General features: G+C 74.6%; 21 protein-coding genes. 11 read left to right on the top strand and 10 right to left on the bottom strand.

Features of this window, described 5'->3' with window-relative positions; translation table 11 throughout:
• Positions 1-6: 6 nt before the first annotated feature.
• Positions 7-1,449 (bottom strand): GntP family permease, encoded by a 1,443-nt coding sequence (locus ACH436_RS10900; RefSeq protein ID WP_430560195.1) that lies wholly within the window; start codon positions 1,447-1,449, stop codon positions 7-9.
• Positions 1,450-1,487: 38 nt separating this feature from the next.
• Complete coding sequence (locus tag ACH436_RS10895) at positions 1,488-2,042, bottom strand: gluconokinase (RefSeq protein WP_430560194.1); 555 nt, start codon at positions 2,040-2,042, stop codon at positions 1,488-1,490.
• A 169-nt stretch (positions 2,043-2,211) separates the two neighbouring features.
• Between ACH436_RS10895 and ACH436_RS10890 the strand changes: the two genes are divergently transcribed.
• From ACH436_RS10890 to ACH436_RS10870, 5 genes are read left to right on the top strand one after another with little or no spacing between them, the layout of a single operon-like run.
• The gene (locus tag ACH436_RS10890) at positions 2,212-2,946 is read left to right on the top strand and encodes a FadR/GntR family transcriptional regulator (RefSeq protein ID WP_430560193.1); all 735 of its coding nucleotides are present in this window, start codon (positions 2,212-2,214) and stop codon (positions 2,944-2,946) included.
• A gap of 11 nt (positions 2,947-2,957) precedes the next feature.
• Entirely contained in the window at positions 2,958-4,280 is a 1,323-nt protein-coding gene (locus tag ACH436_RS10885) for a carboxylesterase family protein (RefSeq protein WP_430560192.1), read from the top strand.
• Complete coding sequence (locus tag ACH436_RS10880) at positions 4,277-5,233, top strand: DUF4031 domain-containing protein (protein WP_430560191.1); 957 nt, start codon at positions 4,277-4,279, stop codon at positions 5,231-5,233. Before ACH436_RS10885 ends, ACH436_RS10880 begins: the two co-directional genes overlap by 4 nt.
• A 9-nt stretch (positions 5,234-5,242) precedes the next feature.
• Positions 5,243-5,893, top strand: a complete 651-nt coding sequence (locus tag ACH436_RS10875) for a vancomycin high temperature exclusion protein (RefSeq protein WP_430560190.1) — start codon at positions 5,243-5,245, stop codon at positions 5,891-5,893.
• Between the two features lie 18 nt (positions 5,894-5,911).
• Positions 5,912-6,658 (top strand): enoyl-CoA hydratase, encoded by a 747-nt coding sequence (locus ACH436_RS10870; RefSeq protein ID WP_430560189.1) that lies wholly within the window; start codon positions 5,912-5,914, stop codon positions 6,656-6,658.
• A 13-nt stretch (positions 6,659-6,671) separates the two neighbouring features.
• Here ACH436_RS10870 and ACH436_RS10865 read toward each other — a convergent pair whose 3' ends face one another.
• The 3 genes from ACH436_RS10865 to ACH436_RS10855 all read right to left on the bottom strand — a co-directional run bounded on the left by ACH436_RS10865 (position 6,672) and on the right by ACH436_RS10855 (position 9,952).
• Positions 6,672-8,294, bottom strand: coding sequence for a succinic semialdehyde dehydrogenase (locus tag ACH436_RS10865; protein ID WP_430560188.1), 1,623 nt, complete (start codon positions 8,292-8,294; stop codon positions 6,672-6,674).
• A gap of 70 nt (positions 8,295-8,364) precedes the next feature.
• Positions 8,365-8,820, bottom strand: coding sequence for a GNAT family acetyltransferase (locus tag ACH436_RS10860; RefSeq protein ID WP_430560187.1), 456 nt, complete (start codon positions 8,818-8,820; stop codon positions 8,365-8,367).
• Between the two features lie 7 nt (positions 8,821-8,827).
• Positions 8,828-9,952, bottom strand: a complete 1,125-nt coding sequence (locus ACH436_RS10855; RefSeq protein WP_430560186.1) for a GuaB3 family IMP dehydrogenase-related protein — start codon at positions 9,950-9,952, stop codon at positions 8,828-8,830.
• A gap of 53 nt (positions 9,953-10,005) precedes the next feature.
• On the opposite strand from ACH436_RS10855, the gene ACH436_RS10850 reads away from it, so the two are divergent.
• Together ACH436_RS10850 and ACH436_RS10845 are read left to right on the top strand one after the other, a co-directional pair.
• Positions 10,006-10,761, top strand: coding sequence for an exonuclease domain-containing protein (locus tag ACH436_RS10850; protein ID WP_430560185.1), 756 nt, complete (start codon positions 10,006-10,008; stop codon positions 10,759-10,761).
• A gap of 111 nt (positions 10,762-10,872) precedes the next feature.
• On the top strand, positions 10,873-12,408 hold the full coding sequence (locus ACH436_RS10845) for a helix-turn-helix domain-containing protein (RefSeq protein WP_430560184.1): 1,536 nt from the start codon (positions 10,873-10,875) through the stop codon (positions 12,406-12,408).
• A 70-nt stretch (positions 12,409-12,478) separates the two neighbouring features.
• Here the strand turns inward: ACH436_RS10845 and ACH436_RS10840 are convergent, their stop codons facing one another.
• Positions 12,479-13,117 carry a Rid family hydrolase gene (locus ACH436_RS10840; RefSeq protein ID WP_430560183.1) on the bottom strand — a complete coding sequence of 213 codons (639 nt, stop codon included), beginning with the start codon at positions 13,115-13,117 and terminating at the stop codon, positions 12,479-12,481.
• Between the two features lie 385 nt (positions 13,118-13,502).
• Here ACH436_RS10840 and ACH436_RS10835 point away from each other — a divergent pair, with 385 nt between their 5' ends.
• Positions 13,503-15,137, top strand: coding sequence for a flavin monoamine oxidase family protein (locus ACH436_RS10835; protein WP_430560182.1), 1,635 nt, complete (start codon positions 13,503-13,505; stop codon positions 15,135-15,137).
• 69 nt (positions 15,138-15,206) lie between these two features.
• Here the strand turns inward: ACH436_RS10835 and guaB are convergent, their stop codons facing one another.
• Positions 15,207-16,724, bottom strand: coding sequence for an IMP dehydrogenase (gene guaB / locus ACH436_RS10830; protein ID WP_430560181.1), 1,518 nt, complete (start codon positions 16,722-16,724; stop codon positions 15,207-15,209).
• Between the two features lie 107 nt (positions 16,725-16,831).
• Positions 16,832-17,953, bottom strand: a complete 1,122-nt coding sequence (locus tag ACH436_RS10825) for a MerR family transcriptional regulator (protein ID WP_430560180.1) — start codon at positions 17,951-17,953, stop codon at positions 16,832-16,834.
• Positions 17,954-18,156: 203 nt separating this feature from the next.
• Between ACH436_RS10825 and ACH436_RS10820 the strand changes: the two genes are divergently transcribed.
• On the top strand, positions 18,157-18,447 hold the full coding sequence (locus ACH436_RS10820; protein WP_430560179.1) for a WhiB family transcriptional regulator: 291 nt from the start codon (positions 18,157-18,159) through the stop codon (positions 18,445-18,447).
• A 56-nt stretch (positions 18,448-18,503) separates the two neighbouring features.
• Here the strand turns inward: ACH436_RS10820 and groES are convergent, their stop codons facing one another.
• Positions 18,504-18,800, bottom strand: coding sequence for a co-chaperone GroES (gene groES, locus ACH436_RS10815; RefSeq protein WP_079572552.1), 297 nt, complete (start codon positions 18,798-18,800; stop codon positions 18,504-18,506).
• A gap of 207 nt (positions 18,801-19,007) precedes the next feature.
• Between groES and ACH436_RS10810 the strand changes: the two genes are divergently transcribed.
• Both ACH436_RS10810 and ACH436_RS10805 read left to right on the top strand, forming a co-directional pair.
• The gene (locus ACH436_RS10810) at positions 19,008-20,225 is read left to right on the top strand and encodes an SAM-dependent methyltransferase (RefSeq protein ID WP_430560178.1); all 1,218 of its coding nucleotides are present in this window, start codon (positions 19,008-19,010) and stop codon (positions 20,223-20,225) included.
• Between the two features lie 75 nt (positions 20,226-20,300).
• Complete coding sequence (locus ACH436_RS10805; RefSeq protein WP_430560177.1) at positions 20,301-21,452, top strand: glutamate--cysteine ligase; 1,152 nt, start codon at positions 20,301-20,303, stop codon at positions 21,450-21,452.
• Between the two features lie 24 nt (positions 21,453-21,476).
• Here the strand turns inward: ACH436_RS10805 and ACH436_RS10800 are convergent, their stop codons facing one another.
• Entirely contained in the window at positions 21,477-22,433 is a 957-nt protein-coding gene (locus ACH436_RS10800; protein ID WP_430560176.1) for a class I SAM-dependent methyltransferase, read from the bottom strand.
• Between the last annotated feature and the right edge of the window lie 78 nt (positions 22,434-22,511).

Genomic DNA, 22,511 nt, shown 5'->3' with positions numbered 1-22,511 from the left:
GCCCGCTCAGAACAGCGCGAACGCCAGGCAGGCGATCCCGAAGCCCATCACGCCGATCGCGGTCTCCATGACCGTCCAGGTGCGCAGGGTGGTCTTGACGTCCATGCCGAAGAACCGGCCGACGAGCCAGAAGCCCGAGTCGTTGACGTGGCTCAGCACCACCGACCCGGCGGCCACGGCGACGACGACGGCGGCCGTCGCGAGCGGGGTGTACCCGCCCGCGGCCACCGCCGGGGCGATGAGCCCCGCCGCGGTGGTGAGCGCCACGGTGGCGGAGCCCTGCGCGACGCGCAGCACCGCGGCGATCACGAAGCCGGCGACGATGACGGGCAGCCCCAGGTCCGCGAGGACGTCGGCGAGGGCGTCGCCGATGCCCGACGCGCGCAGCACCCCGCCGAACATGCCACCGGCGCCGGTGATGAGGATGACGGAGCAGACCGGGCCCAGCGCGGAGTCGAGGATGCGCTCCAGCGCCGAGCCCTCGACGTCGCGGCGGCGCCCGAGCGCCCAGGCGGCCACGAGGACGGCGAGCAGCAGCGCGACCGGCGTCGAGCCGATGACGCCCGCCCAGCTCACGACGGGGTTCCCCGCGTCGACCCAGCCGGCCGACACCGCGGTCTCCAGCCCGGTGTTGGCGAAGATCAGCACGAGCGGGAGCAGCAGGATCCCGACCACGGTGCCGAACCTCGGCGGGTTCGTCACCTGCACGTCGTCGGCGTTCCCGAGCAGGTCGGGGACCGGCAGCGCGAACCGGCGGCCCGCGATCCGGCCGAACAGGTAGGCGGTGACGTACCAGGTGGGGATCGCGACCACCAGGCCGAGCAGCAGCACCATGCCGACGTTGGCCCCCAGGAACTCCGAGGCGGCGACCGGTCCGGGGTGCGGCGGCACGTAGATGTGCATCACGGAGAAGGCGCCGGCCACGGGCAGGCCGTAGAGCAGCATCGAGCCGCCCAGGCGCCGGGCCACGGCGAACACGATCGGCAGCATCACCACGAGGCCGGCGTCGAAGAAGATCGGGAAGCCGAAGATCAGCGAGGCCACGCCGAGGGCGAGCGGTGCCCGCTTCTCCCCGAAGCGGGCGATGAGCACGTCGGTCATCACCTTGGCGCCGCCGCTGGTCTCGATCAGCCGGCCGAGCATCGCGCCGAGGCCGACGAGCAGGGCGACGGACGCCAGCGTGGAGCCGAAGCCGTCGAGCAGCACGTCCAGGATGCCGCCGCTGGGCAGGCCGGCCGCCACGGCGGTGAGCAGGCTGACCAGCACGAGGGCGAGGAACGCGTGCAGGTGCACCTTGATGATGAGGAAGAGCAGGAGCGCGACGGCGCCCGCGGCGATGGCGAGCAGCGGGCCGGCCGTGAGGGTCTGGGTCCACTCGTCGGTGGGCGCGGCGGTGAGCACGCTGGTGGGCACGTCGGTGGGTATGGCTGTGGGCAGGGCGGTGAGCATGGCGAGGTCCTCGCGGTGCGGTGGTACGGGCGGGCTGGTCAGGCTCGGTCGGCGAGCCAGGCGAGCACGGAGTCGACGATCTCCTCCGGCGGGGCGGCGACGTCGATCCGCACGCCGTCCTCGTCGTCGGTGAGCGGCTCGAGCGTGGCGAGCTGGGACGGCAGCAGCGCCGTGGGCATGAAGTGCCCGCTGCGGTGCGCCATGCGGTCGGCCAGGAGCTCGGGGCTGCCGTCGAGGTGCACGAAGCGCACGCGGCCGTGGGCGCCGCGCAGGACGTCGCGGTAGGACCGCTTGAGCGCGGAGCAGGTCACGACGGCGGTGCGGCCGGCGTCGGTCTCGCCCGAGAGCCAGTCGCGGATCGAGGCGAGCCACGGCGCGCGGTCGGCGTCGGTGAGGGGCGTGCCGGCCGACATCTTGTCGATGTTGGCCTGGGGGTGGAACTCGTCCGCCTCCGCGACGTCGACGCCGAGGCGCGCTGCGAGCAGCCCGGCGACGGTGGTCTTGCCCGAGCCCGCGACGCCCATCACGACGAGGTGCCCGGCGACCGGCGGCCGCGCCGTGCCCGCGGCACGAGCGTCACCGGTGGCGTTCATGACGACAGTGTCCATCTCGACTTCCCTGTTCGGTCGGTGACCCGCCGTGGCGGGCCCCGCGACGACTGCCGCGTCGCCGCGTCGTCCGAGCATGCATCATTGGTACTACTTTTGCCAAGACTGGTCACACCAATCGTGCGCGCGCCGGCCCCTCGCTAGGCTCCTGCGCATGTCGTCACCCTCCCTGCACGCCGGAGTGCTCGACGCGCTCGGCCGCGCGATCACCAGCGGCGACGTCCCGCCCGGCACGCCCCTGACGCTCGACGGGATCGGTGCCGAGCACGGCGTCTCGCGGACGGTCACGCGCGAGGTGATGCGGATGCTCGAGGGGCTGGGGATGGTGCGCTCGCGACGTCGGGTCGGCCTCGTCGTGCTCGGCATGGAGCACTGGAACGTCCTCGACCCGCGCGTCATCCGCTGGCGCCTGCAGGGTCCCGGCCGCGACGCGCAGCTGCGCAGCCTCACCGAGCTGCGGCACGCGGTCGAGCCGCTCGCCGCGGCCGGCGCCGCGCGGCACGCCAGCCCGCAGGTGCGCGGCGAGCTCGTGGACCTGGCCCGCCGGATGCGCACCCTCGGCGAGGCGGGCGACCTCACCGAGTTCCTCGCCCTGGACGTGCGCATGCACGAGCTGCTCCTGCGCTCCAGCGGCAACGAGATGTTCGGCCCGCTCGCGGACGTCGTCGCCGAGGTCCTCGCCGGGCGCACGCACCTCGGCCTCATGCCCCCCTCCCCCGCGCCCGAGGCGCTCGACCAGCACGAGGCCGTCGCCCGCGCCGTCGCCGAGCACGACCCCGACGCCGCCGAGGCCGCGATGGCGCGGATCGTCGGCGAGGTGCGGCGTGCCCTCGACGACCTGCCCGACCGCCTGCCCGACGACGAGGACGGCGCCTCCCGCCAGGGTTAGTCTCGACCGCGATGCTGCGCTTCACGCCTCCCTGCGGCCCGGTCACCGGCTGGGCGGACGACGACGTCGTCCGCGCCACCGGCATCCCGTACGCCCGGGCGGACCGCTTCGCCCGGCCCGCGCCCCTGCCCGACCGGAGCGAGCCGTACGAGGCCACCTCCTGGGCGCCCGCCTGCCCGCAGGCTCCGGTGCCGTTCCTCGACGAGGTGCTCGGGTCCCCGGGCGCCGGCGTCCCCGGCGACGAGCACTGCCAGCGGCTGTCCGTGACGATGCCCGCCGACGTGCGCCCCGACGACCGCCTCCCGGTCATGGTGTGGATCCACGGCGGCTCGTACACGTCCGGCGCGGGCGACCTGCCGATCATGGATCCCCGCCCGCTGGTGGTGGAGCAGCGGGTGGTCGTCGTGGCGGTCACCTACCGGCTCGGGCTGCTCGGCTACCTGGGCGACGGCCCCGAGCGGCCCGCCAACCTCGGCCTCCTCGACCAGCTGGAGGCGCTGCGCTGGGTGCACCGCAACATCGCCGCGTTCGGCGGCGACCCGGCGCGGGTCACGCTGTTCGGGCAGTCCGCCGGCGGCGACGCCGTCGCGCACCTCCTCGCCGTCCCGGCCGCCGCCGCGCTGGTCTCCCGCGCGATCGTGCAGAGCGCGCCGCTCGGCATCTCCCGCGGCCGGGCCCGGATGAACGCCGCCATGGCTCAGGCGGCCGCCGGGATCTCCGCCCGGACGCCGGTCGAGGACGTCGTCGCCGCCGAGGCGCGGGTCGCGCGGGCCGCGACCGGGGCCGGGCTGCGGGCGGCGATGCCGTTCGGCACCCAGTACGGCCACGACCCGCTGCCGCCCGAGGACGAGGTCGACGACGCGTGGGACGCCGCCGCCCCGCACGTCGCGCTCCTCGTCGGCAGCACCCGCGAGGAGACGCGGCTCTTCGTCCCCCGGCTCCCCGCGGTGCGGCGCCTCGCCGCGCTGCCGCTCGTCGGGCCGTGGGCACGACGCGCGCTCGTCGCGGCCAGCACCGCGGCGATCTACGGGGCCCCGGCCCGCCGGTTCGCCGCCCGGCACGCCGCGGCGGGCGGCACCGCCTACCGGTACGTCGTCACGTGGGCGGCGCCGGGGGGCTCGTGGGGCGCCGCGCACACCGTCGACCTGCCCCTGCTCTTCGGCGGCGAGAAGGCGTGGGCGGCGGCCGCGCTCACCGACGGCGCGTCGTGGGAGGAGCTGCAGCGCTCCGCGCGCCGGGTGCGCGCCGTCTGGGGCGCGTTCGCGCGGGGCGAGGACCTCGGCGACCGCCTCGAGGTCCCCGGCGCGCTCAGCGTGCGGAGGGTGGGCCGATGACGCTGCTCCTCGACCCGCCGGCCTGGCCCGCCCACGGCACGCTCTGGTCGCACCTGGTCTCGGACACGTCGCTGCACGAGCTGCGGTCGTTCGCCCGCGCCCAGGGGGTCGGCGACCGGGCGTTCGACCTCGACCACTACGACGTCCCCGCCGAGCGCTACGAGGCCCTGGTCGCCGCGGGGGCCGTCCCCGTCACCGGCGGCGAGCTCTCCCGCCGCCTTGCCGGCTCCGTCCTGCGGGTGCCAGGCCGCGAGCGGCGGCGGGCGTCCCGCGACGCGCTGCTCGCACGGTGGGCGACCCTGTGGCAGCCGGGCGACGGCGCACGGTCCTCCGCGGGCGACACGGGCGAGGCCGGGCGCGACCTCGTCGACCGGTGGCGCGAGCCGCACCGCGTGTACCACTCGCGCCTGCACCTCGCGGACTCCCTCGACGCCCTGGACCTCCTGGTCGCCGACGGCGCGCCGGGGTCGCGCTGGCACGCGGCGGCGGCGCTGTGGTTCCACGACGCGGTGCACGACGGCGAGGCGGGCCGGGACGAGGAGCGCTCGGCCGCGCTGGTGGGGACGCTGCTGGGGCCGCTGGCCGGTCTCGCCCGGCCGGCCGGCGCGGCCCGCACGCTGGGTGACGGCGACGTCGCCGAGGTGGCCCGGCTCGTGCTGGTGACCACCACCCACACCCCTGGGACGGCGGACGACTCCGGCGCGCTGGTCAGCGACGCGGACCTGGCCGTCCTCGGGGCCGACCCCGGCCGGTACGCGCGCTACGCCGCGCAGGTGCGGGCGGAGTACGGGCACGTGCCCGACGACGCGTTCCGCGCGGGCCGGGCCGCCGTCCTCGAGCAGCTCGCCGGGCTGCCGCACCTGTACCGCTCGCCCGCGGCCGCGTCCCGGTGGGCCGAGGCCGCCGGACGCAACCTGCGCGCCGAGCGCGCCGTGCTGCTGCCCGGGCGCTAGGTTGCGGGCGTGACCCCGACGACGCCCGCGACCGGTGCGACCCGCACGTCCCCCCGGCGACGCCGCGCGCTCCGGGTCACGGCCGCGACGGCCGGCGCCCTCGCCCTCGCCCTCGTCGTGCCGGTCGCGTGGGTGCAGCTCACCGGGCAGGCCCGGGTGCGGCCGTCCGTCGCGTCCGTGGAGCCGGTCGACGCGATCCTCGTGCTCGGCGCGGGCGTCCGGCCCGACGGCACCCCGTCGCCGTACCTGCGCCGGCGCCTCGACGCGGCGGCCGAGCTCTACCACGCCGGCGTCGCCGACCGGGTCGTGCTCAGCGGCGACGGGCAGCCGCGCCGCGACGGCACCCCCTACGACGAGCCCGCGTCCATGCGCGCGTGGATCCTGGGGCGGGGCGTGCCGGACGAGGCGCTCACGCTGGACCGCGAGGGCCTCGACACGACGGCGTCCTGCCGCCGCACCGCCGAGCTCACCGGAGCCCGCACGGCCGTGGTCGTCACGCAGGACTACCACCTGCGCCGCGCCCTGTTCAGCTGCGCCCGCGCGGGCCTGGACGCGCAGGGCGTGGGCGTCTCGGCGGCGACCACGTCGCACCGCAGGTGGGCCTGGTGGCACGTGCGCGAGGTCCCGGCGTCGTGGCGGGCGGCGCTGCGCGAGCTCTGAGGGGGCTATCGTCGCGGCATGACCGACGTCGTCCTCACCAGCGTCGCCGAGGGCGTCGCCACCGTGACCCTGAACCGTCCCGCGAAGAAGAACGCGCTCACCACCGCGATGTACACCGCGCTGGCCGACGCGCTCGACGCCGCCGAGGCCGACGCGGACGTCCGTGTCGTGCTGCTGCGGGGCCACGAGACCGTGTTCTGCGCGGGCAACGACATCGGCGACTTCCTCGACCGTCCGCAGTCCGGGACCGACGCCCCGGGGTTCCGGTTCCTGCGCACGATCGCGCGGTTCCCCAAGCCGCTGGTCGCGGCCGTCCGCGGCCCCGCCGTCGGCGTCGGCGCGACCATGCTGCTGCACTGCGACCTCGTGTACGCCGGCGAGGGGGCGACGCTGCTCTTCCCGTTCGTGGACCTCGGCCTCGTCCCCGAGGCCGGGTCCAGCCTGCTGCTGCCGCAGGTCGTCGGCCACCAGCGCGCCGCCGCGGCGCTGATGCTCGGGGACCCGCTGCGCGCCGCCGCGGCGGCGGAGGCCGGGCTGGTCAACGCGGTGCTGCCGGACGCCGAGGTGCTCGACGTCGCCCGCGCGCAGGCCGCCCGGCTGGCCGCCAAGCCCGCCACCGCGCTCCTGGAGACCAAGCGCCTGCTGCGCTCCGGCACCCAGGCCGCGCTGCTCGACCGGATCGAGGACGAGGGGGCGGTCTTCACCCGCCTGCTCGGCGAGCCCGAGGCGCGCGCCGCCCTGGGCTCCTTCCTCGCCCGGCGCTGAGCGCGCCGCGCGGCTACGGCAGGCGCAGCCGCCGCATCGCGCCGAGGGCGACCGACAGCACGCGGCTCGGCGTCTCCCCGCCGAGCGCGTACAGCGTGTCCAGCGACAGCCCGAACCGGGCGCCGCGCTGGACGGCGACGGTCTGCACCTCGGTGACCGCCTCGATGCCCTCGCGGCCGTGGCGGCGGCCCTGCCCGGAGGCCTTGAAGCCGCCCATCGGCGCGCCGGCCGACCCCCAGGCCGAGGCGTACCCGTCGTTGATCACGACGGTGCCGGACTGCACGCGCGCGGCGAGGCGCCGGGCCCGGGCGACGTCGGTGGACCAGATGCTCGCGTTGAGGCCGAACTCGGTGTCGTTCATGACGCGCACCGCCTCGTCGTCGGAGGCCACGCGGGTCACGGCGACGACGGGGCCGAACGTCTCCTCGCGGGCGCACAGGGCGTCCTCGGGGACGTCGTCCAGCACGGTCGGGGCGTAGAAGAACGGGCCGACGTCGGAGCGGTGCACGCCGCCGACGACCGCGCGGGCGCCCTTGGCGAGCGCGTCGTCCACGTGCCGGGTGACGCGCTCGAGCTGTGCGGCGGAGACCAGCGAGCCCACGTCCGCCGTGTAGTCGAGCCCCGTGCCCAGGGTGAGGTCGCGCACCGCGGCGGCGAACCGCTCGAGGAACGCGTCCGCGACCCGCTCGTGCAGCACCAGCCGCTCGATCGACATGCACAGCTGCCCGGCGTTGGCGAAGCAGGCCCGCACGACGCCCGGCACGGCGGAGTCCAGGTCCGCGTCGGCCGCGACGTACAGCGGGTTCTTGCCGCCCAGCTCGAGCGTCGTGCCGATGAGCCGCTCGCCCGCCCGGGCGGCGACCTTGCGGCCCGTGGCCGTGGAGCCGGTGAACGCGATGTGGTCCACGTGGTCCACGAGCGCGGCGCCGATGTCGCCGCCGCCGGCGACGACGAGGAAGAGGTCGTCGGGCAGCCCCGCCTCCTGCAGCAGCTCCGCGACCCACAGCGACGAGAGGGTGGTCTGCGGGTCCGGCTTGAGGACCACCGCGTTCCCGGCGAGCAGCGCCGGGATCGCCTCGGACAGCACGAGGGAGAGCGGGTAGTTCCACGGGGCGATCGCGCCGACCACGCCGACGGGACGGCGGTGCACCCGCGCGCCGGTGAGGACCGGCAGCATCCCGGGCACCCGGCGCTCGCCCAGGTACCCCGGCCCCCGCACCGCGTAGTGCCGGCACGCCATCGCGACGTCCGCGACCTCCTCGAACGCGCTGCGCCGCGCCTTGCCCGACTCCATCTGGATCAGGTCCAGGATCTCCGACTGCCGCTCCAGCACCAGGGCGCCCAGGCGGTCCAGCACGGCCGTGCGCTCGCGCAGCGCCGTGCCTGCCCACCCGCCCTGCGCGGCGCGCGCCCGGCGGGCCGCCGAGGCGACGTCGTCGGGCGACGACAGCGGGAACGCCGCCAGCGGCGCCCCGGTGAAGGGGAGGGTCGAGCGGTGGGTGCCGGCCGTGTGGGACGTGACGATGCGCCGCGTCAGCGGCTCCACGACGTCGGGCTCCAGGACATAGGTGGCGGCGGGCAGCTCGGGGTCGAGGAGTTCCCCGAGAGCGCCTTCGCCCTCGTGAGCGGTGGACATGGCCGACACCCTACGCGGGTACGGCGACACCTCGGCAACCGTCGCACGCCGTCGCGCGGGTCGTTCGCTCTCAGCGCGACCCGTCGAACCTCTTGCCGAGCACGACGGTCTCCTGGTCGGCGTACCCGAGACGCTCGTAGAAGCCCACGACCTGCGCGTTCGTCGCGCGCACCATGAGCTGCACCTTGCGGGCGCCGGCCGCGCGCAGCCACGCCTCCGCGGCCTCGACGGTGGCCCGGCCGACGCCCGTGGCCTGCTGCGCCGGCGCGACCGCGACGTAGTAGAGCCAGCCGCGGTGGCCGTCGTACCCGGCCACCACCGACGACACCACCCGCGCCCCGGACAGGCCGACCAGGACGGTCGACGTCGGGGTGCGGCGGGCGTCGGCGAGGTCGACGTGCGGGTCGTTCCAGGGCCGGGTCAGCCCGCAGGCCTCCCACAGCGCGACGACCTCCTCGACGTCGCCGTCCACGATCTCCCGGAACGCGACGTCGAGCGCACCTCGGGTGGTGGCGTCGGCGGTCACCGGGGTATCACCGGGGCTGGTACGGGGACACGACGACCTCGACCCGCTGGAACTCCTTGAGGTCCGAGTAGCCGGTCGTGGCCATGGCGCGCCGCAGCGCGCCGACCAGGTTCAGGGTGCCGTCTGCGGTGCCGCTGGGCCCGAACAGGACCTGCTCGAGCGTGCCGGCCGTGCCGACCTCGACGCGCTCGCCGCGGGGCAGCGCCGGGTGGTGGGCCTCCGGGCCCCAGTGCCAGCCGCGGCCCGGCGCCTCGGCGGCGCGGGCGAGCGCGGCGCCGAGCATGACGGCGTCGGCGCCGCAGGCGACGGCCTTGACGATGTCGCCGGAGCGGCCCACGCCGCCGTCGGCGATGACGTGCACATACCGGCCGCCGGACTCGTCGAGGTAGTCGCGGCGGGCCGCGGCCACGTCGGAGACGGCGGTGGCCATCGGCGCGTGGATCCCGAGGCCCACGCGCGTCGTGTGGGCGGCGCCGCCGCCGAAGCCGACCAGGACGCCGGCCGCGCCCGTGCGCATGAGGTGCAGCGCGGCGGTGTACGTGGACGCGCCGCCGACGACCACGGGGACGTCGAGCTCGTAGATGAACCGCTTGAGGTTGAGCGGCTCGGCGTTGCCGGAGACGTGCTCGGCGGAGACGGTGGTGCCGCGGATGACGAACAGGTCCACGCCCGCGTCGACCACCGTCTGGTAGTGCTCCTGCGTGCGCTGCGGGGACAGGGCGCCCGCCACGGTGACGCCCGCGGCGCGGATCTCCTTGAGGCGCTGCGTGATGAGCTCGGCCTTGATCGGCTCGGAGTAGATCTCCTGCATGCGCTGCGTCGCACGGTCCGCGGGCAGGTCGCGGATCTCGGCCAGCAGCGTCTCGGGCGACTCGTACCGGGTCCACAGGCCCTCGAGGTCGAGGACGCCGAGGCCGCCGTGGTTGCCCAGCGCCACCGCGGTGGCCGGGCTCATCACGGAGTCCATCGGCGCCGACATGATCGGCAGGTCGAAGTGGTAGGCGTCGATCTGCCACTCCACGGAGACGTCCTTCGGGTCGCGCGTGCGCCGCGAGGGCACGATCGCGATGTCGTCGAAGGAGTATGCGCGGCGGCCGCGCTTTCCGCGTCCGATCTCGATCTCGTTGCTCACCCGGACAGCCTACCGGCGCGTGCTGTCGGTGGCCGGTGGCACAGTCCGGGGGCATGACGACGTACGCGGAGCTCGGCGCACCGCCGGCCGGCCCCGACCCCGGATGGTCGCGCGGCCCCCTGCTCGGCTTCGACACGGAGACCACGGGGCTCGACGTCGAGTCCGACCGCATCGTCACCGCGGCGCTCGTGCTCCGCTCCCCCGGCGGCGCCGGGGAGGTGCGGACCTGGCTGCTCGACCCGGGCGTGCCGATCCCCGCCGAGGCCACCGCCATCCACGGCATCACCACGGCCCACGCCCGGTCCCAGGGGCGCGATCCCGTCGGCGCGCTCGAGGAGATCGCGGCGATCCTCGTGGCCCGGGTGCGCGACGGCGTTCCGCTGGTCGCGTACAACGCGTCCTTCGACCTGACGCTGCTGGACGTCGAGCTCGCCCGGCACGGACTGCCCACGGTCCCGCAGCGGCTCGGGCGTCCCGTGGCGCCGGTCCTGGACCCGCTCGTCCTGGACCGCTGGCTCGACGGCGCCCGCGCGGGCAAGCGCCGGCTCGGCGACCTGTGCGCCCTGTACGGGATCGAGGGCGACGGCGACCTGCACACGGCGGACGTGGACGTCCTGGCCACCCTCGACGTCCTCGACGCGCAGCTCGCCGCGCACCCGCACCTGCGCAGCGTGGCGCTGGACGCGTTGCACGCCGCGCAGTCGGGCGCGCACCGGGCCTGGGCCGAGCGGGTCAACGCCGAGCGCGCCGCCGACGCCGAGGGGCGTCCGCCGACGTCGACGGCCTGGCCGGCGGCCGGGGCAGGCTGAGGAGAGGTATCTCACCAGGCGAATGGGAATCCCGCACACCACGGCAGGATCCAGGCCGTGCCCGGGTGTTCCACCTCCCCGATATCTCATCCATGAGATACCGTCGCTCGCATGACGATGATCGACGATGCACCCCTGAGCCAGGTCGGCGCCCTCATCCGCGGCGCCCGCCAGAACCGCGGCCTCACCCAGACCCAGCTCGCGGAACAGCTCGGCACCAGCCAGAGCGCCGTCCACCGGATCGAGCAGGGCGCGCAGAACATCAGCCTCGAGATGCTCAACCGCATCGGCCTCGCCCTCGACTCCGAGATCATCAGCCTCGGCGGCCCCAAGCACGCGCACCTGCGCGTGCGCGGCGGCCAGACGCTCTCGGGCCGCATCGACGTCAACTCCTCGAAGAACGGCGCGGTCGCGCTGCTGTGCGCGTCGCTGCTCAACCGCGGCAGGACCACGCTGCGCGGCGTCGCCCGCATCGTCGAGGTCGACCGGATCGTCGACGTGCTGCGCTCCGTCGGCGTCCGCGCGACCTGGACCACCGGCGGACGGGACCTGGAGATCGTCGTCCCCGAGCAGCTCGACCTCGCCGCGATCGACGTCGACGCCGCGCGCCGCACCCGCTCGATCATCATGTTCCTCGGCCCGCTGCTCGGCCTGCGCGACACGTTCGAGCTCCCCTACGCCGGCGGCTGCGACCTCGGCACGCGCACCGTCGAGCCCCACATGATCGCGCTGCGACCCTTCGGCCTGGCCGTCACCGCCACCGGCGGCAACTACCACGCCACGGTGGCGCCCGCCTCGGGCGCCGACCTGTCCGTCGTGCTCACCGAGCGCGGCGACACCGTCACCGAGAACGCGCTCATGGCCGCCGCCCGCCGCGACGGCGTGACCACCATCCGCAACGCCAGCCCCAACTACATGGTCCAGGACCTGTGCTTCTACCTGGAGCTGCTCGGCGTCCGGGTGGAGGGCATCGGCACGACGACCCTGCGCGTCCACGGCCGCACGGACATCGACGTCGACGTGGAGTACGCGGTCTCGGAGGACCCGGTCGAGGCGATGAGCCTGCTCACCGCGGGCATCGTCACGGGGTCGGAGATCACCGTGGCCCGCGTCCCGATCGAGTTCATGGAGATCGAGCTCGCCACGCTGGCCGAGATGGGGCTGCGCTACACGCAGAGCGACGAGTACGTGGCACGCAACGGGCGCACGCGCCTCGTCGACGTCACCGTGCACCCCAGCGAGCTGCACGCGCCGATCGACAAGATCCACCCCATGCCGTTCCCGGGCCTCAACATCGACAACCTGCCGTTCTTCGCCGTCATCGCCGCGAACGCCACCGGCACCACCCTCATCCACGACTGGGTCTACGAGGGCCGCGCCATCCACCTCACCGACCTCACCCGTCTCGGCGCCGACGTGCGGCTGCTGGACGCCCACCGCCTGCAGGTCACCGGCCCCACGCGCTGGTCCGGCGCCGAGGTGAGCTGCCCGCCGGCGCTGCGCCCCGCCGTCGTCATCCTGCTCGCGATGCTCGCCGCGAAGGGCACGTCCGTGCTGCGCGGGGTCGACATCATCGCCCGCGGCTACGAGGGGCTCACCGAGCGCCTGCGCGAGCTCGGCGCCAACATCGAGACCTTCAAGGACTGACGGGTCGGCCTCCCGGGCGGCGCGCCGGCGCGCCCGCCGCCCGGGAGGCCCCGCCCGCGCGCCGTCAGGCCTACCGGTCGTAGACGGCGTCGACCTCGACCTCGACCAGCCAGCCGTCGACGGGCAGGTTCTCGATCTCCAGCGCGAAGCGGGAGGGCCGGGCCGCGTTGACCACCATGGGCGCCCCGGTCGCCGAGCCCAGCGCGACGTCCAGCGTCTCGCCCGTGGCGAGGTTCGTGTTGGCGAAGAACTGCCGGTAGGCGCGGTTCCAGCCGGCGAAGTCCATGGCCCCCTCGCCGTCGGGGTTCTGCAGGAAGACGCGCATGGACACGACGTCGTCGTAGGACAGGCCCGCGCGCTCGAGGTTCTCCCCGATCCGCATCAGCGCGTTGATGCCCTGCGCCTCGGTGACCGTCACGCCCGCGGGCAGCTCGCCGCCCGGGAAGACGTCGGTGGGGATGTAGCGCTCCTCCGCCGAGACGCCCGGCGCCCGGTTCATCGCCGACGGCCCCAGCCCGGAGGACTTGTACCAGGCGACGTTCTTGCCGATGGCCACGCCGTCCGCGATCGAGGGCGTGGCGCCCGTGACGAACGAGTGCGCCTCGGTCGGGCGGGGCTCGAAGAGCCTGCTGCCCGCCACGGCGGTGCCGGGGACGGCGACGGCCGCCGTGACGACGACGGCGAGGACGACCTTGGTGCGGTTCTTCATGCGGGCCTCCGGGACGGCGGGCGCGCGCCGTCGTGGCGCACGCGATGGGGCGCCGGCCGTCGACGGGCCGGCGCGGGAGGCCGAAGGTAGCCGCGGGGGATTTCGTGCCCGTGTCCGCCGCGGGTCGTCGCGGGGTCGGGAGCGGACGCCCGCGATCTCGTCCTGACCTGCGCCCGACCCGCGCCCGACCAGCACCCGACCAGCACGGACGGCGCGAAACGAGGTGGTTACCGAGGGCGACGACCGGCGACCGCGCGGTAACCGGGACGACCCCGCCACGTGACGCGAGGCTTCTACCGTCGGCCGCGGTGCTGACGGCGGCGCCCGGCATCCAGGGCCGTCCGCGACCGTCCGTCAGACCTTTCGACGTGAGAGGTAGTGCCACATGGTCACTGACACGGTCACCGGCAAGGACCCCGGCAGCCCGTCCGGCGTCTCCCGCCGCGGCTTCCTCCAGGCCGTCGGCGTCGGCTCCAGCGCCGGCGTCATGTTCGCCACGATGGGGGCGATGGGCCTCGCCCCCACGGCCGCGGCCCAGCCCACCGCCGCAGCCTGGACACCACCCCGGGGCAGCGACTTCTCGCTCACCGGCCGGGCCGCGAAGAAGGTCGTGGTCGTGGGCGCGGGCCCGGCGGGCCTGGCGTCGGCGTACGAGCTGCAGAAGGCGGGGTACCGGGTCACCGTGCTGGAGGCGCGGCACCGGCCCGGCGGGCGCACGCTGACCGTCCGCGGCGGAGACTCCGAGACGGACCTCGACGGCGTCACCCAGACGGCGCGGTTCGACGACGGCGTGTACATGAACGCCGGCGCGGGACGCATCGCGCAGTGGATGGTCACGATGGACTACCTGCGCGAGCTGGGCGTGCCCTACGAGGTCTTCACCAACGCGAACGCCGACGCCTACCTCTACAACGAGAAGACCGGCGCCACCCCCGGCAACCCCGTGCGCTACCGCACGGCCAAGGCCGACGTCTTCGGCTACACGTCCGAGCTGCTGAGCTACGCCACGGACCAGGGCGCGCTGGACCAGCGGCTCAGCGCGCAGGACAAGGAGAACCTGCGGTCGTTCCTGCGCAGCTGGGGGTCGCTGAAGGCGGACGGCACGTACGCCGGCGGCGACAACCGGGGGTTCTCGACCTACCCGTCCGCGTGGAACGAGCACGGGACGCCGCTGCCGGGCCCGGGCACGGTCTCGGAGGTCCTGGCCTCGAAGGTCGGCCAGTACTTCCCGTTCGAGATCAACTGGGAGCAGTCGATGCTCATGTTCCAGCCGAAGGGCGGCATGGACACGACCTACCAGTACTTCGTGCGGGCCATCGGCAAGCAGAACGTCCACTTCGGCTCCCCCGTCACCGCGGTGGAGAACACGAGCGACGGCGTGCGGGTCACCTACACCCCGGGCCACGGCCGTCCCCGGCAGATCGAGGCCGACTTCGCGATCGTCGCGGCACCCGCGGGCATCATGCGCCGCTGGGACACCAACTGGGGCGCGGGGATCGACGCCGCGCTCGGCGAGTTCGCCACCGGCTCGCCCGCGGGCAAGATCGGCCTGCAGTACCGGTCGCGCTGGTGGGAGGACGACCACCGCATCTACGGCGGCATCACCGAGACCGACATGGACCTCGCGCACATCTGGTACCCCTCCTACGGGTACGGGGAGCGCAAGGGCCTCGTGGTCGGCTACTACAACACGGGCGCCAACGCCCGTGCGTACGCCGACCTCACGCCCCGCGAGCGGGAGCGGCGCGCCGTGGCCCAGGGCGTGAAGATCCACGGCGAGAAGTACCGCACCGAGCTGGAGTCGTCGTTCTCGATCGCCTGGCACAAGGTGCCGTACATCGAGGGCGCGTGGGCCTACCCGAACACCTCGTCCTCGGGCTTCAAGCAGCTGCAGCAGGGCGCCGGCCGCGTCTACTTCGCGGGCGACTGGATGTCCGAGGTGTCCGCCTGGCAGCACGGCGCGTTCTGGTCCGCCCGGTACGCCGTCCAGGCGCTGCACGCGCGGGTCATGGCGAGCTGACGCGGGGACGACGAGGCCCGGCCCTCCGGTGGAGGGCCGGGCCTCGTCGCGCGCGTCGTGCGGGCCGGCTCAGAAGCCGGTGTAGTTCGGCGCCTCGACGGTCATCTGCACGTCGTGCGGGTGGCTCTCCTTGAGCGACGCGGACGTGATGCGCACGAAGCGGCCCTTGGCCTGGAGCTCGGGGATGGTGCTGGCGCCGACGTAGAACATCGACTGGTGCAGCCCGCCGACCAGCTGGTGCGCGACGGTGTGGAGCGTGCCCTTGTACGGCACCTGCCCCTCGACGCCCTCCGGCACGATCATGTCGTCGCTGGTGACCTCGGCCTGGAAGTAGCGGTCCTTCGAGTAGGACTTCTTGCCCCGCGACGACATCGCCCCCATGGAGCCCATGCCGCGGTACGCCTTGTACTGCTTGCCGTTGACGAGGATCGTCTCGCCCGGGGCCTCCTCGGTGCCGGCCAGCATCGAGCCGAGCATGACGGCCTCCGCGCCGGCCACGATCGCCTTGCCGATCTCGCCCGAGTGGCGCATGCCGCCGTCGGCGATGACCGGGATGCCTGCGGCACGCGCGGCCAGCGACGCCTCGTAGACGGCGGTGATCTGCGGGACGCCGACACCGGTCACGATGCGCGTGGTGCAGATCGAGCCCGGGCCCACGCCCACCTTGATGCCGTCGGCGCCCGCGTCGACGAACGACTGCGCGCCCTCCCGCGTCGCGACGTTGCCGCCGATCACCTGCACGTGGCGCGTCGCCGGGTCCGTCTTCAGCTTGCGGACCATGTCGATGAGCATCCGGACGTTGCCGTGCGCGGTGTCCGCGACCAGGACGTCGACCCCGGCGTCGACCAGCGTGGTCGCCCGCTCCCACGCGTCGCCGAAGTAGCCGATCGCCGCGCCCACGAGGAGGCGGCCCTGGCCGTCCTTCGACGCGTTCGGGAACTGCTCGGACTTCACGAAGTCCTTGACGGTGATGAGACCCGCGAGGCGGCCGTCGTCGTCGACCAGCGGCAGGCGCTCCAGCTTGTGCTTGCGCAGCAGCAGCGTGGCGTCCTCGCGCGAGATCCCGGCCGGGCCCGTGATGAGGGGGGCGGGCGTCATGACCTCGGAGACCTTGGTGGTGGCCCACTCGGCGACGGGCGTGAAGCGCAGGTCGCGGTTGGTCACGATGCCGGTGAGCCGGCCGTCCGCGTCGACCACCGGGAACCCGGAGATGCGGTACTCGCCCGCCCGCTTGTCCAGCTCCTCGAGCGTGACGTCCGCGCCGATCGTCACCGGGTTGGAGATGATGCCGGTCTGCGTCCGCTTGACCAGGTCCACCTGGTACGCCTGGTCCTCGATCGACAGGTTGCGGTGCAGCACGCCGATGCCGCCCTGGCGCGCCATCGCGATCGCCATGCGCGACTCGGTGACGGTGTCCATCGCGGCCGAGACGAGCGGCACGCGCAGGGAGATCTCCCGCGTGAGGCGCGAGGTGGTGTCGATGTCCGACGGGGCGAGGTCGGAGTACCCCGGCAGCAGCAGGACGTCGTCGTAGGTGAGGCCGAGGAATCCGAACGGGTCGTGCGCGGGCGAGGTCGAGTCCGTCATGACAGGAGTCTACGTTCTGGCGGGCCGCGTTATTCCGGCCCGCCAGGCGCTCGGGGCCCGCCGTGGCGGACCTCACGTCGCGGGCCCCGGGGACCGGGCGCTCCCCCTCAGGTCACGACGGCGAGCGCCTCGTGCAGCATCGCGGTGAACGACCGCACCCGCTGCACCGTCGCGGCCAGCGGCAGCTCGCTCGCCGCGTCGTCCCGGCGCAGGCTGACGATGATCGGCAGCTCGGCGAAGCCGTCGTGCACCGCGTGGATGAGATCGAGGTCGGGGCGCCGCTGCGCCGTCGCGAGCACGAGCGCCGCCGGGCGGACCATCGTCACCAGCTCCAGGGAGCGGTGCGTGCTGGCCGGGCCGGTCACGATGCGCGCCGTCGCACCCTTCGCCGTCAGGGCCGCGGCGAGGGCGTGCGCCGACAGCGGCACGACCTCGTCCGGCGCGGCGAAGATGAGCACGATCTTGCGCATGCGGCTCGGGTGGTTCGCCGGCGGGGCGCCGCCCGCGACCATGGCCCGCTCGAAGGCCTCGGTGAACTCGCGCAGCGCGCGCAGGGCCGCCGTCGCGAGCACCACCTCGGGGACCGCGCCGGGGCCGGCGAGGACCGTCCGCTGCGCGACGCGCTGCCAGGCGGGCTCGGCGATCTCGGTCCACCAGGCGGCGGGGTCGCCCTGCGCGGGGATGGCGAGAAGGTCGTCGCACCCCGCCTGGTCGTAGGCGAGGGCCGCGTCGACCACCGCCGACACCCGGCCGGAAGCGCTCCCAGGGGGGACGTGGCCGGGCGACGCCCCGGCGCCCTCGCCGCCACCGGGCAGCGCGCGCAGGTGCGCGCGGGCGCGCGGCGCGTCTCCCCCGGCGGCCGGCGCGCGACGTTCGGGGTCAGGTTCCGCGTCGTCCCCGTCCTCCGGCTCGGCGCCGGCGCTCGCAGCCTCCTCGGTCGCCTCCTCCAGCTCGTCGACGCCCGCCTCGAGGGCCGCCTTCGCGGCGTCGACCGGCGCGACACCCTCGAGGGTGAGCCGCCGCATGACGAGGAGGCGCCCGACGTCCTCGGGCGTGTACCGGCGGTGCGATCCCGCGGTGCGGGCGGACGGGCCGAGGCCGTAGCGACGGTCCCATGTGCGCAGGGTCGCCGGAGCCACCCCGAGGCGCCTGGCGACCGCCGCGACGGCGAGGCCCGGGCTCGACGCGCGAGACCCGCCCCCGTGAGGAGCGGGTCGGGATGAGGTCATGGCCTCGATTCTGCCGAGAGGACCGGAGGGTCGCCACTGCTCCCCCGGGCGCGCCGCGGTAAACCTCGACCGCGCAGGTCAAAGCGGTTCAGAAGTCGGTCGAACCAGTTCAGGCGCCTCGCGGAAGTTGAACACTGAACCATCAAAGCCGGTCACGAAATCGGACCTTGAACAACTTCTGCACAACTTGTAGGTTGTTCGCCATGACGGAGATCTCGAGGCTTCCCGGTCCGGTGATGGAGCTGTGGGAGTGGCAGTACCAGGGCTCCTGCCGCGACGCGGACGACACGTTGTTCTTCCACCCCGAGGGTGAGCGCGGATCCACGCGCCGACGCCGCGCCGAGGCGGCCAAGGCGATCTGCCGCGCGTGCCCCGTGATGATGCAGTGCCGGGAGCAGTCGCTCCGGGTCCGCGAGCCGTACGGCGTGTGGGGCGGGCTCAGCGAGGACGAGCGCTCCGCGATCCTCGCCGGCACCGCCCGCAAGACCGGCTGACACGCACGAAGGCCTCGCACCGACGACGGTGCGAGGCCTTCTGCGTTCCGGCGTCGTCAGGCGACGACGACCGCGAGGATGTCGCGGGCGGACAGGACCAGGTAGTCCTCGCCGGCGTACTTGACCTCGGTGCCGCCGTACTTGCTGTAGATGACCTTGTCACCGACCTTGACGTCGACCGGGACGCGGTTGCCCTTGTCGTCGAAGCGACCCTCGCCCACGGCCAGGACCTCGCCCTCCTGGGGCTTCTCCTTGGCGGTGTCCGGGATGACCAGGCCGGAAGCGGTCGTGGTCTCGGCCTCGATGGCCTTGACGACGATCCGGTCCTCGAGCGGCTTGATGGGGACCGACACGTCGGACCTCCTTGATTCGCGATGCATGGATGGACTAGCTGATTGACCAGGTCGCGTCCGAGGGCTGGCCGTCGTCGCGGGTGCCGGTACAGCCTGCGGTCGCTGACGACAAATCTAGGCAGGCGTTAGCACTCTGACAAGTCGAGTGCCAGAACTCGGCGCGTCGTTCGCCCAGGGCGTCACCCGCGGGCCTGAGACGATGGCCCGATGGACGCCGCCTCCCTGAGCAAGCTGCTGAGCCCGGACGGGTGGGCGCTCGTCAACTCGCTCCCCCCGTACGACGAGAAGCAGGCCATGGCCCTGGCCACCCGGCTGCGCGCCGAGGGGGTCGACCCCGACCTCGCGGCGGCCGCCCTCACGCAGTCCCGGCTGCGGGCCAAGGCGCGCGCCAAGCTCGGCGACTTCGCGGACGGGATGCTGTTCACGCCCGACGGCGTGGAGCAGGCCACGCGGCTCGTCGTCGCCGCGCTGCACGCCCGCCGCTACCTCGCCGCGGGCGTCACCAGGGTCGCGGACCTCACCAGCGGGATCGGCGCCGACGCGCTCGCGTTCGCGGGCGTCGGGCTGCGCGTCCTGGCGACCGACGTCGACGAGGTCACCGCCGCGCTCGCCACCGTGAACCTGCGCCACTTCCCCGAGGCCGAGGTGCGGCACGCCGACGGGCTCACGCTCGACCTCGCCGCCGAGGGCGTGGACGGCGTCTACGCCGACCCGGCCCGGCGCACGCGCGGCGGGCGGCGGGTGTTCGACCCGGCCGCCTACGCGCCCCCGCTCGACGCCGTCTGGGACCTGCGCGCCCAGGTGCCGGCGCTCGGCATCAAGGTCGGCCCGGGCATCCCCCACCAGGGGCTCCCGGACGACGCGGAGACCCAGTGGGTCTCGGTGGACGGCGACGTCGTCGAGGCCGGGCTCTGGTTCGGGCCGCTCGCGCCCGGGGGGCCCGGCCGGTCCGCCCTGGTGCTCGCGACCGCGGGCGGCAGGACCGCGTCCCGCACGCTGCGCGCGGACGCGGACGACCTCGTCCCCGAGGTGGGACCGGTGGGCGCCTACCTGTACGAGCCGGACGGCGCCGTCATCCGCGCCGGGCTCGTGGCGCACGCCGCGGCCGAGCTCGGCGGCCGCCTGCTGGACCGCACCATCGCGTACGTCACGACCGACCAGCCCGCCGCACCGCCCGCCGAGGGCGCGGCGCCGCTGGCGACCGGCTACCGGGTCCTCGACGTCATGCCCTTCAACCTCAAGCGGCTCAAGGCCTACCTGCGCGAGCGCGGCGTCGGGCGGCTCACGATCAAGAAGCGGGGCACGGCCGTCACGCCCGAGCAGCTGCGCGCCCAGCTCTCGCCGAAGGGCGACGCCGAGGCCACCCTCGTGCTCACGCGCGTCGGCGGCGGGCAGCACGTGCTCGTCGTCGAGCCGCTGCGCTGACCTCCCCGGGCCCGCCGCCGGGGCACCGCCGGACCGGCGCGCGGCCCGGCGTCCAGCCGTGGAAGCATGGCCCGCATGGTGCTGGAATTCGCCGCCTCGGAGCGGTCGAGCGTCGGGCTCGAGTGGGAGCTCGCGCTGGTCGACGCCGACTCGGGCAACCTGCGGCAGGTGGCTCCCGCCGTGATCGAGGCGGTGGCCGACGACGTGCGGCACCGGTTCGTGAAGCCCGAGTTCCTGCGCAACACGGTCGAGGTGATCAGCGACGTGCGCCGCACGGTGCCCGAGGCGATCGCCGACCTCGAGCGCGGCATCGCCGCCATCCACGACGCGACCGGTCCGATGCGGGTCGACCTGATGGGCGCCGGCACCCACCCGTTCGCGCACTGGTCGCAGCAGAAGGTGACCGACAAGAAGCGGTACGCGACGGTCGTCGACCGGGCGCAGGTCGTCGGGCGCCAGCAGATCGTCTACGGCGTGCACGCCCACGTGGGCATCGAGGACCGCGCCAAGGTGCTGCCGATCGTCAACTCGCTGCTCGTGTACCTGCCGTACCTGCAGGTGCTGTCGGCGTCGTCGCCGTTCTTCGGGGGCGACGACACGGGCTACGCGTCGATGCGGACGATGATCTTCCAGCAGCTGCCCACGGCCGGGCTGCCGTACCAGTTCGGCGCCTGGTCGGAGCTCGAACGGTACGTCGCCGACATGCTGCACACCGGCGTGATCGACGACTTCACCGAGGTGCGCTGGGACGTGCGGCCCGCTCCGCACTTCGGCACGGTCGAGGTGCGCATCTGCGACGGCACGTCGAACACGTCCGAGCTGGCGGCGCTCGGCGCGCTGGTGCACTGCCTGGTGGAGCACCTGTCCACCCTGCTCGACGACGGCCGCCCGCTGCCCACCATGCCGCCGTGGTTCGTGCACGAGAACAAGTGGCGCGCGGCCCGCTACGGGACCGACGCGATCATCATCCTCGACGACGCCGGCGAGGAGGAGCTCGTCACCGACGCCCTCCCCCGCCTGCTCACGACGCTGGAGCCCGTCGCCGAACGGCTGGGCTGCGCCGCGGAGCTGGACAACGTGCGCGAGATCGTCCGCCGGGGCGCGTCGTACCAGCGCCAGCGCGAGGTGGCCCGCGCGCACGGTGGCGGGCAGGACGCCCTGGAGGCCGTGGTCGCGTCCCTCGTCGCCGAGCTGCACGCCGGTCGGCCCCTGCCCACCGCCGGCTGACGGCGGGCGCCGGGGTCCGGCCCGCTACTCCTTCTCGAAGTCCCAGACGATGAGCGAGGGCGTGCCCGCGTAGGCCGCGCCGGCCGCCGCCGGCACCCACGGCATCAGCTCCCAGATGGTCGGCGGCCTCGTCGGGTCCTCGGGCCCCAGGTCGGCGTGGGGGTCGAACGCGCCGGTCCCGGCGTCCGGGGCCGCGGTGTACTCCGGGCCCTCGACGGCGTCGTCGGCGCCCCCTCCGGCGTACTCGCGGCAGAACCGCGGCGCGAGGCCCACGGGCAGGGCCGCCCGCAGGTACTCGCTCGTGGCGTGGAACCAGTTCGGGATGTACCCGAACTCGCCGTCCGCGCCCTCGACGAGCGGGTAGAGCGGCGACCCGGTGAAGTACCCGCGGGTGTCGGAGACGACGAGGTGCCCGCCCGGGCGCAGCACGCGCGCCAGCTCGGCGAGCACCGGCCCCAGGTCCCGCACGTGGCACAGCGCGAGGGTGACGAGGACGAGATCGGCCGAGCCGTCGGGCACCGGCAGGTCGTGCAGGTCCCCCTCGGTGAACCGGGCGCCGGGCACCTTGGCGCGGGCGATCTCGAGCATGTCGGGCGACGAGTCCACGCCGAGCACGTCGTGGCCCTGCTCGACGAGCCACCCGGTGTGCCGGCCCGTGCCGCACGCCGCGTCGATCGCGACGCCGCGGGGCAGGCCCTCCATCAGCGGCCGCACGAGCGGCTCCTCCATCCCCCAGAACCCGTTCGGTCCGTCGTACCGGGGCGCCCAGTGCCGGTAGCCCTCGGTCGCGGTGATCGGCGGGACGTCGTACCCGTCGCCGAAGCGGTCCGCGGCGTCGAGCAGCGCACGGACGTCGGCGAGCCGGGCCTCGACGAACGCGCGGTCGTGCTCGCCGGCGAACGCCCGCATCAGCGCGACGCCCTCGAGGCCCACGAGGTACGCGAGCGGGTGCTGGTGGATGGTCGGGCGCGTCGTCGTCACGGGCCGCACGCTACCGACGCGGTGCCGCCACGCCGAGGGCTTTTCGGCGGCGGCGCGGGGGCTCGCCGAGCGGGCGGA

Origin of the sequence: Isoptericola sp. NPDC019693 (assembly GCF_044389085.1) — a bacterium.
GTDB lineage: Bacteria > Actinomycetota > Actinomycetes > Actinomycetales > Cellulomonadaceae > Isoptericola.
This window is presented reverse-complemented; position numbering and strand designations above follow the sequence as displayed.

Excerpts from the sequence above, each read along its gene's own strand:
- ACH436_RS10900 (WP_430560195.1), bottom strand. The coding sequence starts at position 1,449 with ATGCTCACCGCCCTGCCCACAGCCATACCCACCGACGTGCCCACCAGC.
- ACH436_RS10895 (WP_430560194.1), bottom strand. The coding sequence starts at position 2,042 with ATGAACGCCACCGGTGACGCTCGTGCCGCGGGCACGGCGCGGCCGCCG.
- ACH436_RS10890 (WP_430560193.1), top strand. The coding sequence starts at position 2,212 with ATGTCGTCACCCTCCCTGCACGCCGGAGTGCTCGACGCGCTCGGCCGC.
- ACH436_RS10885 (WP_430560192.1), top strand. The coding sequence starts at position 2,958 with ATGCTGCGCTTCACGCCTCCCTGCGGCCCGGTCACCGGCTGGGCGGAC.
- ACH436_RS10880 (WP_430560191.1), top strand. The coding sequence starts at position 4,277 with ATGACGCTGCTCCTCGACCCGCCGGCCTGGCCCGCCCACGGCACGCTC.
- ACH436_RS10870 (WP_430560189.1), top strand. The coding sequence starts at position 5,912 with ATGACCGACGTCGTCCTCACCAGCGTCGCCGAGGGCGTCGCCACCGTG.
- ACH436_RS10865 (WP_430560188.1), bottom strand. The coding sequence starts at position 8,294 with ATGTCCACCGCTCACGAGGGCGAAGGCGCTCTCGGGGAACTCCTCGAC.
- ACH436_RS10850 (WP_430560185.1), top strand. The coding sequence starts at position 10,006 with ATGACGACGTACGCGGAGCTCGGCGCACCGCCGGCCGGCCCCGACCCC.
- ACH436_RS10845 (WP_430560184.1), top strand. The coding sequence starts at position 10,873 with ATGACGATGATCGACGATGCACCCCTGAGCCAGGTCGGCGCCCTCATC.
- ACH436_RS10840 (WP_430560183.1), bottom strand. The coding sequence starts at position 13,117 with ATGAAGAACCGCACCAAGGTCGTCCTCGCCGTCGTCGTCACGGCGGCC.
- ACH436_RS10835 (WP_430560182.1), top strand. The coding sequence starts at position 13,503 with ATGGTCACTGACACGGTCACCGGCAAGGACCCCGGCAGCCCGTCCGGC.
- guaB (WP_430560181.1), bottom strand. The coding sequence starts at position 16,724 with ATGACGGACTCGACCTCGCCCGCGCACGACCCGTTCGGATTCCTCGGC.
- ACH436_RS10825 (WP_430560180.1), bottom strand. The coding sequence starts at position 17,953 with ATGACCTCATCCCGACCCGCTCCTCACGGGGGCGGGTCTCGCGCGTCG.
- ACH436_RS10820 (WP_430560179.1), top strand. The coding sequence starts at position 18,157 with ATGACGGAGATCTCGAGGCTTCCCGGTCCGGTGATGGAGCTGTGGGAG.
- ACH436_RS10810 (WP_430560178.1), top strand. The coding sequence starts at position 19,008 with ATGGACGCCGCCTCCCTGAGCAAGCTGCTGAGCCCGGACGGGTGGGCG.
- ACH436_RS10805 (WP_430560177.1), top strand. The coding sequence starts at position 20,301 with ATGGTGCTGGAATTCGCCGCCTCGGAGCGGTCGAGCGTCGGGCTCGAG.